This is a genomic window from Paenarthrobacter sp. YIM B13468 (assembly GCF_042788025.1).
Taxonomy (GTDB): Bacteria; Actinomycetota; Actinomycetes; order Actinomycetales; family Micrococcaceae; genus Arthrobacter; species Arthrobacter aromaticivorans.
Map to the genome: position 1 here is coordinate 1 of NZ_JBHZPI010000038.1, position 12,040 is coordinate 12,040.

Here is a 12,040-nt window from a genome sequence, read left to right on the forward strand (position 1 = left end):
AATTCCAAGTGGATCAACTTCACCACGGTGAGGAACCAGAGCTGGCGCAAGGGCAACGTGGTGCTGCTCGGCGACGCGGCCCACACCGCGCATTTCTCCATCGGATCCGGGACGAAGCTGGCCATGGAAGACTCCCTGGCCCTGGCCGCGTGCCTGCACGAACACCCCACAGTGGAACAAGCCTTGGAGGCCTATGAGGCTGAGCGGCGTCCCGTGGTCGCCTCGACCCAGCGCGCGGCGCAGGCATCCCTGGAATGGTTTGAACGGATCGGCCAGTACAAGGACCAGGACCCTACCCGGTTCGCGTTCAACCTGCTCACCCGCAGCCGCCGCATCACCCAGGAAAACCTGCGCCTGCGCGACCCCGAATTCGCGCACGCCGTGGACCGGAACTTCGCCGAATCCCAGGGCCTCACCGGCGTTGCCCCGGCCATGTTCCAGCCCTACCGTATCGGGGAACTGGAGTTGAAGAACCGCATTGTGGTCTCGCCGATGGACATGTACTCCGCGACCGACGGGATCCCGGGGGACTTCCACAAAGTCCACCTCGGCTCCAAGGCCCTGGGCGGGGCGGGTCTGGTCCTGACCGAGATGGTGTGCGTGTCCGAAACCGGGCGCATCACCCCGGGCTGCTCCGGCCTCTACACCGATGAACAGCGTGAGAGTTGGAAGGAAATCGTGGACTTCGTCCACGCCCGTTCCACCGCGAAGATCGGCGCGCAGCTGGGCCACTCCGGACGGAAGGGCTCCACCAAACTCATGTGGGAAGGCATCGACCAGCCCCTCGAAACCGGCAACTGGACCGCTGTCGGCCCGTCCGCGGTGCCGTACGGGCCGGAGAACCAGACCCCGGTCGAGCTGGACCGTGCCGGGATGGACACCATCCGGGACGAGTTCGTCGCCGCCACGATCCGCGCGGATGAGGCCGGCTTTGACCTGCTCGAGGTCCACGCCGCGCACGGCTACCTGCTCTCCTCCTTCCTCTCCCCGGTCTCGAACCAGCGCACCGACGAATACGGTGGCAGCCTGGCCAACCGGTTGCGGTTCCCGCTGGAAGTCTTCGACGCCGTCCGCGCGGTGTGGCCCGCCCACAAACCGGTCGCGGTGCGGATCTCCGCGACGGACTGGATCGAAGGCGGGAACACCTCCGAGGATTCCGTGGCGATCGCGAAGGCATTCGTGGAGCACGGCGCGGCCGGGCTGGACGTGTCCACAGGCCAGGTCGCCAAGGAAGAAAAACCCGCGTTCGGCCGCTCCTACCAGACCCCGTTCGCTGACCGTATCCGCCAGGAAGTCGCCGCTCCCGCAGGGGTGGCCGTGATCGCCGTCGGCGCGATCTCCAGCTACGACGACGTGAACTCCATCCTCCTCGCCGGCCGGGCGGACCTCATCGCCCTGGGCCGCACCCACCTCTACGACCCCCAATGGACCCTGCACGCCGCAGCCGAACAGGAATACCACGGCCCCGGCGCGCAATGGATCCCGCAATTCCGCGCCGGCCGCCGCAAACCCCCCACCACCCGCACCGACGCCATCCGCCCCCGCCTGTCCCTCCTAAAAGAACCCGACACCGAACAAACAACCACCCACCTCCGCTGGACACCCGCGTCCGCCACTGCATCTGCGTTGGTGAAGTAGCCATGGCCGCCGCACCGGTTACTAACTGGAACGTGCCCAAGCGCACCACCGGCTTGGTGTTGATTTGTTGCTGGCTCGCGATCCTCGCCGAGGGTTACGACGTCGGCGTGCTGGGGGCAGTGCTTCCGGCGCTGGCCGAGTACAAGCAATGGAACCTCAGCCCGCTTGCCCTGGGCGGGCTGGGATCATATGCCTTGATCGGCATGCTTATTGGGGCCCTGTTCATCGGGACTCTGAGCGACCTCGTAGGCCGCAAGAAGATGCTGTTGGCCTCCATGGTGATCTTCACCCTCACCCAGGCAGGGGCGGCCTGGGCTCCCACGCCCGAGCTGTTTGGCATCTTCCGGCTCATCGGCGGTCTGGGCATGGGCGGTGTCATCCCCGTGGCGGCAGCCCTGACCATCGAGTATTCCGCTCCCAATAGGCGTTCCTACAATTATGGCCTCATGTATTCGGGCTACTCGCTGGGCATCGTTGCGGCCGCGCTTGCTGCAATGTTCGTGCTCCCCGTTGGTGGCTGGAGGGCCGTGATTGCTATTGGTGCCGCGCCTATTGTCCTGCTGCCGATCATTTGGAAGTTCCTCCCGGAATCGTTGGAGTTCTTCGAGTCCAAGGGACGCAAGACGGAGGCCAAGGCTTTGGCTGCCAAGCTGGAGATCGCTGACTACCAGCCGGTTGCACCGGTGGCCCAGCCCGGTTCACACACCGCCGATCCGTGGTGGAAAACCATCACCACGATGTTCTCCAGGAAATACCTGCGGTCCACGGTGTTCTTCTGGGTTTCCCTGTTCTGCGGCCTGGTACTCGTCTACGGGCTCAACACCTGGCTGCCGAGCATCATGAAGAAGGCCGGCTACGATCTGGGCTCGTCCCTGACGTTCCTGTTGGTCTTCAGCCTGGCATCAGCCATCGGCGGCCTGCTCCTGGGCCGTGCGGCAGACAAGTACGGCAAGAAGCTCATCCTGGTGGTGTTCTACATCCTGGGTGGCCTGGGCATCATGCTGCTCGTCTTCCCCAACACGATGGTGGTCAACCTGCTGTTCGTAGCATTTGCAGGCGTTGGCTCGATCTCTACGTCCCTGGTCCTGACCGGTTACATCGCTGACTACTACCCGGCCAAGGTTCGCGGTACGGCCACGGGTTGGGCTCTCAGCTTTGCCCGCCTTGGTGCAATCTCCGGACCCTTGATCGGCGGCTGGATCGCAGGTTCCAAGCTTCCCTTCGAAGCCAACTTCGCGATCTTCGCCGGCATCGCAGTGGTGGCCGCGGCCGCCGTCGCAATGATTCCGAAGCCCACCCCGGAGGCGCCTGTTACGGCATCCAGTGCGGACCCGGACGACGAGACCGCGGTAGTCAGCGCCCGCTAGGAGAATCATGGACGCGTTTCCTGAAGCGAGTGTTGAGCGGACGGTTGAGTGGGTGGACACCGACGCCTCCGGCCACCAACACAACTCGGCCATCCTCCGATGGGTGGAAGCCGCCGAGGCGGAGCTATTCCGCTCCTTGGAGCTGCCCGACTACTTCCCCAACGCTCCTCGCGTCCAGCAGGTGATCAACTACAAGGCCAAGCTCTGGTTCGGCCAGCGCGTCACCGCCACGGTGAAAATCCACGCGCTCGGCCGGACCTCGCTGACCATGGCCTTCGAGGTCCGCGGCCACCCCCTTGATGATGCGGCCCGCGGAACGCCCGACGGCGTCACCCACCAAGGTGCATCGTCGGACGGCAGCGAGGTGGCCGCCTTCGGGACGGTGACCACGGTCCACGTCCCCAACGGCACAACGGCGTCCCAGCCTTGGCCGGAGCATTTCGTCCGGGCAGTGCGCTGTGTTGATTAACTCCGACGAGACAGCAGTTAGCCCTAATGTCGAGCTGCCTTGGCATTGGGGCTAACTGCCATCCGTTTGACCTCACGATGTGGCTGACAACAAGGACGCCGTCCGGATCAGCTGGCAGAGCATCAGCCTTCGCCGCCATTGATGGTTCCCAACCTATGATGAACATGACTGGCGCCTTACCATGGCGCGGAAATGAGGGTCCTTCAATGTTCGCCGTCCCGGCACCCGCGGTGCGCCATCAGCAACTCCTGGTCACCATCTTCGGTCTTTATGGCAGGAACGCTGGTGATGCGTTGCCGGTCTCCGCACTGGTTTCGATGCTCGGTACGCTCGGCTATGACGCGCCGGGTGTGAGATCGTCCGTTTCCAGGCTAAAGGCAAAGGGTGTCCTGAAGAGCGTTCGCGAAGGCGGCATTGCCAAGTACAAGATCGCCGAATCAGTGAGCGACGTTTTCCGTGAAGGTGATCGGCGGATCTTCGCCCCAGAACAGCCAGCTCCGGTGGATACGTGGGTGCTCGCCGTGTTCTCCGTGCCTGAGTCGATGCGGAACCGCCGGCACCAGCTGAGGTCCGCCTTGTCCAGCCTGGGATTTGGGTCCGTGGCGTCCGGTGTATGGATCGCTCCGGCCCACAAGCTGGAGCAGGCTCGCGACCGCCTCACTGCCAGCGGGCTGATCGAATTCGTAGACCTTTTCCGCAGCGACTACGTTTTCGATGGCCCCATGCGCCCCAAGATCTCCGAATGGTGGGATCTCAAGGAACTCGATGAACAGTTCACGGAGTTCCTTGAGATCTACCGGGGCGCAGAGCAGCAATGGATCGACCTGGTGGGGACCGACCCTGAGGCGGCCCTGGCTGATTCCACGGCCGAGTTACGACGCGACGCTTTCCGCTACTACATCCCGATGCTCACCCTGTGGCGCAAGTTCCCGTACCGTGACCCAAATCTCCCGGCGGACTACCTTCCGCCCGAGTGGCATGGGCCGGAAGTCCGCCGGACCTTCCAGGCGGTCCATCGGCTCGCGGCGCCGCTCGCTGCAGCACACGCGCATGAGGTCATCAGCGAAGCTTTGGACCCTGTCCTGACGTAGCCGTTAGCGCCGGCTTAGTCCTTAAGCCTTGGTCCGGGGTGCGTCGATGATGCCAAAGATTTCTCCCTGCGGCGCCTGCAGGATTGCCATCCGTCCCATGGGGCTGTCCATGACTGGGACCAAGGCCGAAGAGCCCAGTTCCACGGCTGTTGCAGCGGTTCGATCTACATGGTCGCTGGCAAACCAGGCGAGCCAATGATTGGGCGCGCCCTCGGCCATTTGGGTGTCGAGATGAATGCCGGCTACTTCGCGGCCATCGGAGGCCCGCTTGGCGGTTGCGTAAATGAATCCGTCCTGGTCGATGTCCTGGTAGCTGTAGCCAAAGACATCGGCATAGAAGGACCGGGCCAGCGCGTACTCGCGGGTGTGGAGTTCGTTCCAGCACAATGCGCCGTGCTCGTTGACCCGCTCTGCCCCGATATGGCTTCCCGCCTGCCAGATGCCAAAGACTGCACCAACGCTGTCAGCGGCAATTGCCATGCGCCCGGAGTCCATCACGTCGAAGGGAGGAGCGATGAGTTGACCACCAACAGAAGCTACTTCTTTGCACGTGGTGTCAACGTTGTCCGAGGCCAGATACGTAGTCCAGACGGTTGGCATGGTGGAATCCTGTTTGGGACCGAGGCCCGCAACAGCTTGTCCGTCCAGTTGGGCCAGTACGTAGCCCCCGGCCTCTTCGTCACCGGAGAGGTAATCCCATCCAAACAACTTCGTGTAGAAGGACGTGGCGGCAGGCAGATCATCGACCCCCAGATCCACCCACGCGGGTGTTCCTGCAGGCCATTTCTCAGTTTGGGTAGACATAGCAACTCCTCGGGTTCGGGGCTTAATAGGCGCGGCTACCACCCGGAATGCCCTATGCGCGGGGCTTCCCGGGAGGCAGCCACTCATCATGTGCGTCCGCCATCCGATTCGTGATGCGAATCCTGACCGCGAAACCTGGCCCCAAGTCGTGGCCGCCCCTCGTGGAGTTGCAGCAGCCAGCAGCCCTCTCCAAAGGAAGCGGCAGGCGTTAGCCGCCTGCCGCCGTCGTGCGTGTTCTGTTATCAGATCGTGCGCGTCTATCAGATGGTGCGCGTCGCCTTGGCGAGGTTGTCGCGAAGTTCGTCCGCGTTCTGACGGATGACGTAGGCGGGACGGTCGCGCTCGACGCGCCAACTGTCTTCGAGGGGCCCGATGTTGACGGTGTCGAAACCGAACTCGTCGAACAGCTTGGTCACGAGTTCGGCCGCTTCCGGGAAGTCGCTCGCGGTGGCCAGTGCGCGACGGTTCGGCGTGCCGGCCGGGGTGCCATCGGTGGTGATGTCTTTGGCGAAGATGTGGTTGAAACCCTTGGCTACCTTGGACGTGGGAAGGTGCTTCTGCAGGAGGCCCGAGGTGGTGGCCTCGCCGTTGTCGAGCGCGGGAATGCGGCCGTCGCGCTCCCAGTAATAGTTGTTGGTGTCGATGACGATCTTGCCTTCCAGCGGCTCGGCGGGAATGTCCTGATAGTTCTTTAGCGGAACGGTCACGACGGCGAAATCACCTGCCGCTGCTGCCTCGGCCGCCGTCGCGGCCCGGGCCCGCGGCCCAAGTTCTGTGACCAGTTCCGCGAGGGTTTCCGGTCCCCGCGAATTGCTGATCACGACGTCGTAGCCGAGTTCAACCGCTTTACGGGCAACCTGGCTGCCAATATGTCCTGCACCGATGATTCCGATTGTTGTCATACTCGGCTCAACAAGATGTTGCAGACGCGTATTTCCAGCGTTACGGAATATGTCGGAACGCAAGGGCGGTTTCCGCGCATGGCAACCATAAGTAGACTTACTAAATGTCTACTCCGACGAACACCAAAACCAAGAACCGTGGCGTGCTTTTTGACGTGGACGGCACGTTGATCGACTCCAGCTACTTCCACGCGTTCGCCTGGTGGCAGGCATTTAGGCGCGAAGGCTTGGATATCCAGATCTCCGACATTCATCGCTGCGTCGGGATGGGCGGCGACAAGCTGGTCCAGCACCTGGTTCCGGACTGTCCCGAAGACATGCAAAAGGAATTGAAGTCCGCGCACGGAGCCGTGTTTTCGACATTCTGGCCCTCATTGCGCGCCTTCGATTCCGCCCGGGACCTCCTTGCAGCCTGCTCTGATTCCGGGCTGGCAGTCGGGCTCGCCTCGTCAGCGCAAGAGCGCGACCTTGACGTCAGCAGGCGGCTCCTCGACGCCGGTGGGTCCATTGACGCATGGACAAGTTCCAATGACGCGGACGAAAGCAAGCCAGCTCCAGATATCCTCGTTGCGTGCTTGAAGAAGCTGGAACTCAATCCAGAGGACGTCGTCTTTGTTGGCGATGCCGTCTGGGACGTGAAGGCCGCTGCGGCAATTGGCGTGCCCGCCATCGCCCTGACCTGCGGTGGTATCAGCGAGGCCGAACTCCGTGACGCAGGCGCCGCGGAGGTCTACGACAATCCGCGGCACCTACTGGAGAACCTGGAAAGCAGTGCCATTGGAAAGCTGACGGCGGGAACGCTCCGCGCTTAGGAAGCGCGGCCGCCTGCGCCGCCGCGCTGAGTAGCATTGCACCAATTGACCAGCAACTGAAGGGAGTCGCGTCATGCAGCAGTATGTCGTCCTGCAAGTGATCCTCAAGGAGAAACTGTGGGGAACCGGTTCGGGCAATCTGACCTCACTGGAGAAGGCCATCAACGATCAGGCCGCGAAGGGCTACCGGCTGCACACCATTACGACGGCGAGCAGCGGGAGTAAGGGGATGATCGGCGGCGGGGACCGTATCCAGGCAACGATGGTGTTCGAGCGCCTCGGATAAAAGTGCGTTGGTTCGCCTAGAGTTGCTCGTCCCGCACTTCCTCATTCCGGCCGCGTCCTCGAACCGCCCAGATGATCAGCGCAATGACGATAATCGCAGCAACGGCGGCCAGGATCCATGGGGTGGCGTCCGTGCGTGTTTGTTCCTGCGGTTGGGACTCTCCAGTCCCTGGGTTGGCAGGTCCACTGCTCGCCGGATTGGGCGTGGTGGGTGCCACCGACGACGGCGCTGGGTTGGTTGGGGTCGCCGTCGAGGGCCCCGACGGGTTGCTGGGCGATGCCGATGGAGTGGGAGTGGTGGCAGCCGCGTGGCCTTGAAGGGCGGCCGGGTTTGCTGCGTTTGCTGCTGTCGCGACGGACAACAGGGACCCGGTGAAGAGGGTCAGTGCCAGGGTGGTCAGGGCTAATCTACGAAGCATCGTTTCTCCTGTGGGATAGGGCGTGTTCGTGAATCCTCATGTAGTAAGCATACTGACCAACGCGGAAAATGGGGGTGAGGGTCGCCCACCGGGTATGTGCGACCCCACCCGAGGGGCTAGCGCGTTAGCTTGGCCGAATCAGGCTCCTGATCGCCGATATGGCCTGGGGCGTTGGCTGCCAGGACACGCTGGACGAACGCACTGTATTCCGCCATATAGTGGCGGAGCAACCCTGCCGTGCCTTCGTCCTTAACCGAGCCGTCGTCGTCGTACGCGTCCGCGACGAAGCGGATGTAAGCCTCCGGCGCATTCAACTGCGGTGCGTCGAGGAAGCTGAGCACGCTGCGCATGGAGGACTGCATTACAGCGGTTCCGATACCACCCGGCGACGCTCCGATAATGCCGGTGGGCTTCCGGGCAAATGAATTGGTGCCCCACGGACGGGATCCCCAGTCGATGGCGTTCTTCAAGGCGCCTGGAATGGACCGGTTGTACTCGGGGGAGACGAACAGGATGCCGTCCGATGCGGCGATCGCCTCCTTCAATTCCCTGCCGGCAGGCGGGAAATCGGAGTCGTAGTCAGAGCTGTACAACGGGAGGTCCCGGATGGCGATCTCATGGAATTCCAGTTCCGGGGGCGCCACGCTGATGAGCGCCTTGGAGAGTACGCGGTTGATAGAGGTACTTGAGAGGCTTCCGACGAAATAGCCGATTTTGAATGTGTCCATGGCGGCGTTCCTTCCCGACGGCACGGCCGGAACCGGCTCGTCGACGGTGTGGAGGCTGGTAGCCCCAGCTTCCACCGACCCTAATGGACTTGTCCACATAGCGCATCCCCTACTCCCTTCCTGACCTTTGCGGCCATAGACTCATGCCAACTGGTTCTGGAGAGTTCCCAAAGAGGGGTGGCGGGTGAAAGCAGGCATAGCGCGCGAGGCACTCGACGGTGAGCGCAGAGTGGCAGCCACGCCCGAAACGGTCAAGCAATTGACCGGGTTGGGCCTTGATGTTGAGATCGAGTCCGGGGCGGGGATTGCCTCCGGACACAGCGACGACGAATACCGGCAGGCCGGCGCTTCTGTTGTGCAGGCCTTGGATCTCGGATCCGTAGACGTTTACTGCCACGTGCGCCCCATGGAACCGTCGACGGCGGGAGCCCTCCGCCCGGGTTCAGTCACCGTCGGTTTGGGGTCGCCGTCGTCGGAGTTGCCAACGGTGCGGGCGCTCGCCGCCGGTGGCATCACATCTTTTGCGCTGGAACTGGTTCCCCGGATTTCGCGGGCCCAGTCCATGGACGCCCTCACCTCACAGGCCTTGGTGGCCGGATACCGCTGTGTCCTTGAGGCAGCGACGCGCCTACCCCGGTTCTTCCCCCTATACATGACTGCGGCCGGGACCATTCCGCCCGCCCGGGTCCTGGTGCTGGGGGCAGGGGTGGCGGGGCTCCAAGCGATCGGCACGGCCAAGAGGCTCGGCGCGCGGGTTTCGGCCAATGACATCCGTCCGGCGTCGGCAGACGAAGTGGCTTCCATGGGCGGGACATTCATCAAGCTGGACCTCGAAACCGCTGAAGCTTCAGGAGGCTATGCCCGCGAACTCAGCGCAGACAGGGGTGCCTTGCAGCGTGCGCTCCTGACCCCGCACGTAGCCCAGGCGGATGTCCTCATCACAACTGCCGCCGTTCCCGGACGACGGGCACCACTTCTGGTGAGCCGCGAGATGGTCCAAGGAATGCGCCCCGGATCCGTCGTAGTAGATCTGGCTGCCGAATCAGGCGGAAACGTGGAAGGCAGCATCCCCGGGCAGGACATCCACATCCCCACCGCTGATGGGCAAGGTGAAGTGACTTTGGTGGGGCTCAAGGACCCAGCGTCAGCGATGCCCGCGGATGCCTCCCGATTGTTCGCCAAGAACGTGGCCAACCTGATCGCGTTGATGACCCGGGAGGGAGTGGTGGCCCCCGACTTTGAGGACGAGGTTGTGGCAGGAACCTGCCTCACCCACGACGGCGAGGTGCGGCACGCGCCAACAGCTGAAGCACTCGCGGCGCTCGCGGGCGAGACCGGACCCTTTGGCAGTGCCCACACAGCGGCCAACCCTGGCAGTGAAGGAGCGCATTGATGGATGGCATGAGTCTGCTGACGATCACCGTACTGGCAGTTTTCGTGGGCTTCGAGGTGGTCTCCAAAGTTTCCAGTACGCTCCACACACCCCTGATGTCCGGGGCAAATGCTATCCACGGAATCATCCTGGTGGGTGCCATCATCGTCGCAGGTCAAGCATCTGATCCGTGGGTATTGGCGGTCGCCCTGCTGGCTGTCGTCCTGGCCACGGCCAACCTTGTGGGCGGCTTCGTGGTGACCGACCGCATGCTGGAGATGTTCCGCGGGAGGCAACGGCCGCCGTCGTCAGTTGTCTCATCCGAGGAACATGCGGGCAAGGAGCGCGGCCGGTGACTCTTCTGGATCCCACCTGGACAGCTCTCCTCTATCTCGCAGCCGCTGCCTGTTTCATCCTGGCGCTCAAAGGTCTGAACTCACCACGGACGGCACGGCGTGGAAACCTCATCGGGGCTTTCGGCGCCTTGTTGGCTGTGGTCACAGTGTTCGTCTCGGTGAAGCTGGACAACATTCCGTGGATCGTTGGGGCAATAGCCGTGGGATCGGTGGTGGCCGCACCCGTGGCACGGCGCGTTCAGATGACACAGATGCCCCAACTCGTGGCCCTGTTCAACGGTGTGGGTGGCGGCGCAGCCGCGCTCGTGGCATTGCTGGAACTCTCCCATACAGGTGATGCGTGGGTTCGCTTGGCCATTGTGTTCACGCTGCTCGTCGGCGCTGTTTCCTTTGCCGGTTCCGGAGTTACCTTTGCCAAACTGCAAGGACTAATGACCACGCGGCCAGTGACGTTCCCGGGCCTGCCTGTGCTGATGGCCGTGGTGCTGCTTGCCGCGGTGGGTGCAGGGATTGTGGTGATACTGAATGGTTCGTTGCTGCTCGCGCTGGCGCTGCTGATCCTTGGGCTTGTGGCCGGTATCCTGCTGGTACTCCCTGTGGGCGGCGCCGACGTACCGATTGTCATCTCGCTGCTTAACGCCTTCACCGGATTGGCCGTGGCCGCGTCCGGATTGGTGCTGGGTAACGTACTCCTGGTGGTGGCTGGAACCCTGGTCGGAGCGTCGGGCACCATCCTCACCCGGGCCATGGCTGCCGCAATGGGCCGCAGCGTTGCAGGAATCATGTTCGGTGCCTTCAAGGGTGGCTCGACGGCCGGGTCCACCGCCGTGAGTGAGCGCCCGGTCAGGTCCTCCAGCCCCGAGGATGTTGCGGTGCTGCTCGGTTACGCACAGCGGGTGATCATCGTTCCCGGGTACGGCTTGGCTGTGGCGCAAGGCCAGCACACAGCCGCTGAGTTGGCCTTGGCTTTGGAGGCACGTGGGACTGAGGTGGACTTTGCTATTCATCCTGTGGCCGGACGCATGCCCGGGCACATGAACGTCCTTCTGGCCGAGGCAAACGTGCCGTATGAGTCGCTGAAGGAAATGAGCGATATCAACCCCGAGTTCAAGACCGCCGACGTTGCCCTTGTGGTTGGTGCCAATGACGTGGTGAACCCTGCAGCCAAAACCACTTCCGGGTCGCCGATCTACGGAATGCCCATCCTGGAAGTAGCTGACGCCCGGCAGGTGGTATTCCTCAAACGTTCCATGCGTCCAGGATTCGCCGGTATCGAAAACGAACTTTTGCACGAACCCCAGACAACGTTGCTGTTCGGCGACGCGAAGGATTCGTTGACCAAGGTGCTGGGCGCGGTGAAGGCGCTCTAGGAGGATCGGTCTCCCTAAATTCGACCCCTAATTTCGCGTCACATTCGGACTCGTGAAGCCACATCTTTAATACAGAAGTCTGCCCGGAAGGCGACTGCGGAAGGATGCATGGCTAGGAGTCATCGATTGCAAGACGAAATGAAGGATTCGACACCGGATTCCCGCTTCGACAAACCCCAAAGCAAGAGGGTGACAGATTGGAGGCGACTGGTTGGCCTGGACGTTCAAATCTGGCGCGGCCACAAGATCGTGGATCAAGGCCGGGTGGATGCGGTGACCGATGACGGCAACGTTTTATGGCTCAAACAACACGGAGCAATAGAGCGGAGGCTTGTCATGAAGGAAGCCAGGGCAGGGCTTCGCGTACGGCTCATCCCCTGAGCACAAAGCTTGGGGCGTGCCCAGGCTCGAACCCTTCCCGGTCATC

14 protein-coding genes are annotated in these 12,040 nt (G+C 62.8%); 10 read left to right on the top strand and 4 right to left on the bottom strand.

Annotated elements, in window-relative coordinates:
- The 4 genes from ACFX4T_RS24465 to ACFX4T_RS24480 all read left to right on the top strand — a co-directional run.
- A partial coding sequence (locus ACFX4T_RS24465) for an FAD-dependent monooxygenase (RefSeq protein ID WP_377654913.1) occupies positions 1–1,638 on the top strand: 1,638 nt, incomplete at its 5' end.
- A 2-nt stretch (positions 1,639–1,640) separates the two neighbouring features.
- Positions 1,641–3,005 (top strand): MFS transporter, encoded by a 1,365-nt coding sequence (locus ACFX4T_RS24470; RefSeq protein WP_377654915.1) that lies wholly within the window; start codon positions 1,641–1,643, stop codon positions 3,003–3,005.
- Between the two features lie 7 nt (positions 3,006–3,012).
- Positions 3,013–3,474, top strand: coding sequence for an acyl-CoA thioesterase (locus ACFX4T_RS24475; RefSeq protein WP_377654917.1), 462 nt, complete (start codon positions 3,013–3,015; stop codon positions 3,472–3,474).
- Between the two features lie 206 nt (positions 3,475–3,680).
- A complete protein-coding gene (locus ACFX4T_RS24480; RefSeq protein WP_223947323.1) occupies positions 3,681–4,565 on the top strand; it encodes a PaaX family transcriptional regulator C-terminal domain-containing protein in 885 nt (294 codons plus the stop codon).
- A 21-nt stretch (positions 4,566–4,586) separates the two neighbouring features.
- Here ACFX4T_RS24480 and ACFX4T_RS24485 read toward each other — a convergent pair whose 3' ends face one another.
- Together ACFX4T_RS24485 and ACFX4T_RS24490 are read right to left on the bottom strand one after the other, a co-directional pair.
- Complete coding sequence (locus tag ACFX4T_RS24485; RefSeq protein WP_377654920.1) at positions 4,587–5,369, bottom strand: VOC family protein; 783 nt, start codon at positions 5,367–5,369, stop codon at positions 4,587–4,589.
- Between the two features lie 260 nt (positions 5,370–5,629).
- Positions 5,630–6,295, bottom strand: a complete 666-nt coding sequence (locus ACFX4T_RS24490; protein WP_377654969.1) for an NADPH-dependent F420 reductase — start codon at positions 6,293–6,295, stop codon at positions 5,630–5,632.
- A gap of 80 nt (positions 6,296–6,375) precedes the next feature.
- Between ACFX4T_RS24490 and ACFX4T_RS24495 the strand changes: the two genes are divergently transcribed.
- Both ACFX4T_RS24495 and ACFX4T_RS24500 read left to right on the top strand, forming a co-directional pair.
- The gene (locus ACFX4T_RS24495; protein ID WP_377654922.1) at positions 6,376–7,083 is read left to right on the top strand and encodes an HAD family hydrolase; all 708 of its coding nucleotides are present in this window, start codon (positions 6,376–6,378) and stop codon (positions 7,081–7,083) included.
- A gap of 73 nt (positions 7,084–7,156) precedes the next feature.
- Positions 7,157–7,369, top strand: a complete 213-nt coding sequence (locus tag ACFX4T_RS24500; protein WP_216927343.1) for a DUF4177 domain-containing protein — start codon at positions 7,157–7,159, stop codon at positions 7,367–7,369.
- A gap of 16 nt (positions 7,370–7,385) precedes the next feature.
- Here ACFX4T_RS24500 and ACFX4T_RS24505 read toward each other — a convergent pair whose 3' ends face one another.
- Positions 7,386–7,787 carry a hypothetical protein gene (locus tag ACFX4T_RS24505; protein WP_377654925.1) on the bottom strand — a complete coding sequence of 134 codons (402 nt, stop codon included), beginning with the start codon at positions 7,785–7,787 and terminating at the stop codon, positions 7,386–7,388.
- Positions 7,788–7,903: 116 nt separating this feature from the next.
- Positions 7,904–8,515, bottom strand: a complete 612-nt coding sequence (locus ACFX4T_RS24510; RefSeq protein WP_223947319.1) for an NADPH-dependent FMN reductase — start codon at positions 8,513–8,515, stop codon at positions 7,904–7,906.
- Positions 8,516–8,699: 184 nt separating this feature from the next.
- On the opposite strand from ACFX4T_RS24510, the gene ACFX4T_RS24515 reads away from it, so the two are divergent.
- The 4 genes from ACFX4T_RS24515 (at position 8,700) to ACFX4T_RS24530 (ending at position 11,994) form a co-directional block, all read left to right on the top strand.
- A complete protein-coding gene (locus tag ACFX4T_RS24515; protein ID WP_216927291.1) occupies positions 8,700–9,908 on the top strand; it encodes a Re/Si-specific NAD(P)(+) transhydrogenase subunit alpha in 1,209 nt (402 codons plus the stop codon).
- Positions 9,908–10,243, top strand: coding sequence for an NAD(P) transhydrogenase subunit alpha (locus ACFX4T_RS24520; RefSeq protein ID WP_216927293.1), 336 nt, complete (start codon positions 9,908–9,910; stop codon positions 10,241–10,243). The genes ACFX4T_RS24515 and ACFX4T_RS24520 overlap by 1 nt, the downstream gene beginning before the upstream one ends.
- Positions 10,240–11,613 carry an NAD(P)(+) transhydrogenase (Re/Si-specific) subunit beta gene (locus ACFX4T_RS24525; RefSeq protein ID WP_377654928.1) on the top strand — a complete coding sequence of 458 codons (1,374 nt, stop codon included), beginning with the start codon at positions 10,240–10,242 and terminating at the stop codon, positions 11,611–11,613. Before ACFX4T_RS24520 ends, ACFX4T_RS24525 begins: the two co-directional genes overlap by 4 nt.
- A 138-nt stretch (positions 11,614–11,751) precedes the next feature.
- The gene (locus ACFX4T_RS24530) at positions 11,752–11,994 is read left to right on the top strand and encodes a hypothetical protein (protein ID WP_377654930.1); all 243 of its coding nucleotides are present in this window, start codon (positions 11,752–11,754) and stop codon (positions 11,992–11,994) included.
- Positions 11,995–12,040 lie beyond the last annotated feature (46 nt).

Excerpts from the sequence above, each read along its gene's own strand:
- ACFX4T_RS24470 (WP_377654915.1), top strand. The coding sequence starts at position 1,641 with ATGGCCGCCGCACCGGTTACTAACTGGAACGTGCCCAAGCGCACCACC.
- ACFX4T_RS24475 (WP_377654917.1), top strand. The coding sequence starts at position 3,013 with ATGGACGCGTTTCCTGAAGCGAGTGTTGAGCGGACGGTTGAGTGGGTG.
- ACFX4T_RS24480 (WP_223947323.1), top strand. The coding sequence starts at position 3,681 with ATGTTCGCCGTCCCGGCACCCGCGGTGCGCCATCAGCAACTCCTGGTC.
- ACFX4T_RS24485 (WP_377654920.1), bottom strand. The coding sequence starts at position 5,369 with ATGTCTACCCAAACTGAGAAATGGCCTGCAGGAACACCCGCGTGGGTG.
- ACFX4T_RS24495 (WP_377654922.1), top strand. The coding sequence starts at position 6,376 with ATGTCTACTCCGACGAACACCAAAACCAAGAACCGTGGCGTGCTTTTT.
- ACFX4T_RS24500 (WP_216927343.1), top strand. The coding sequence starts at position 7,157 with ATGCAGCAGTATGTCGTCCTGCAAGTGATCCTCAAGGAGAAACTGTGG.
- ACFX4T_RS24505 (WP_377654925.1), bottom strand. The coding sequence starts at position 7,787 with ATGCTTCGTAGATTAGCCCTGACCACCCTGGCACTGACCCTCTTCACC.
- ACFX4T_RS24510 (WP_223947319.1), bottom strand. The coding sequence starts at position 8,515 with ATGGACACATTCAAAATCGGCTATTTCGTCGGAAGCCTCTCAAGTACC.
- ACFX4T_RS24520 (WP_216927293.1), top strand. The coding sequence starts at position 9,908 with ATGGATGGCATGAGTCTGCTGACGATCACCGTACTGGCAGTTTTCGTG.
- ACFX4T_RS24530 (WP_377654930.1), top strand. The coding sequence starts at position 11,752 with ATGAAGGATTCGACACCGGATTCCCGCTTCGACAAACCCCAAAGCAAG.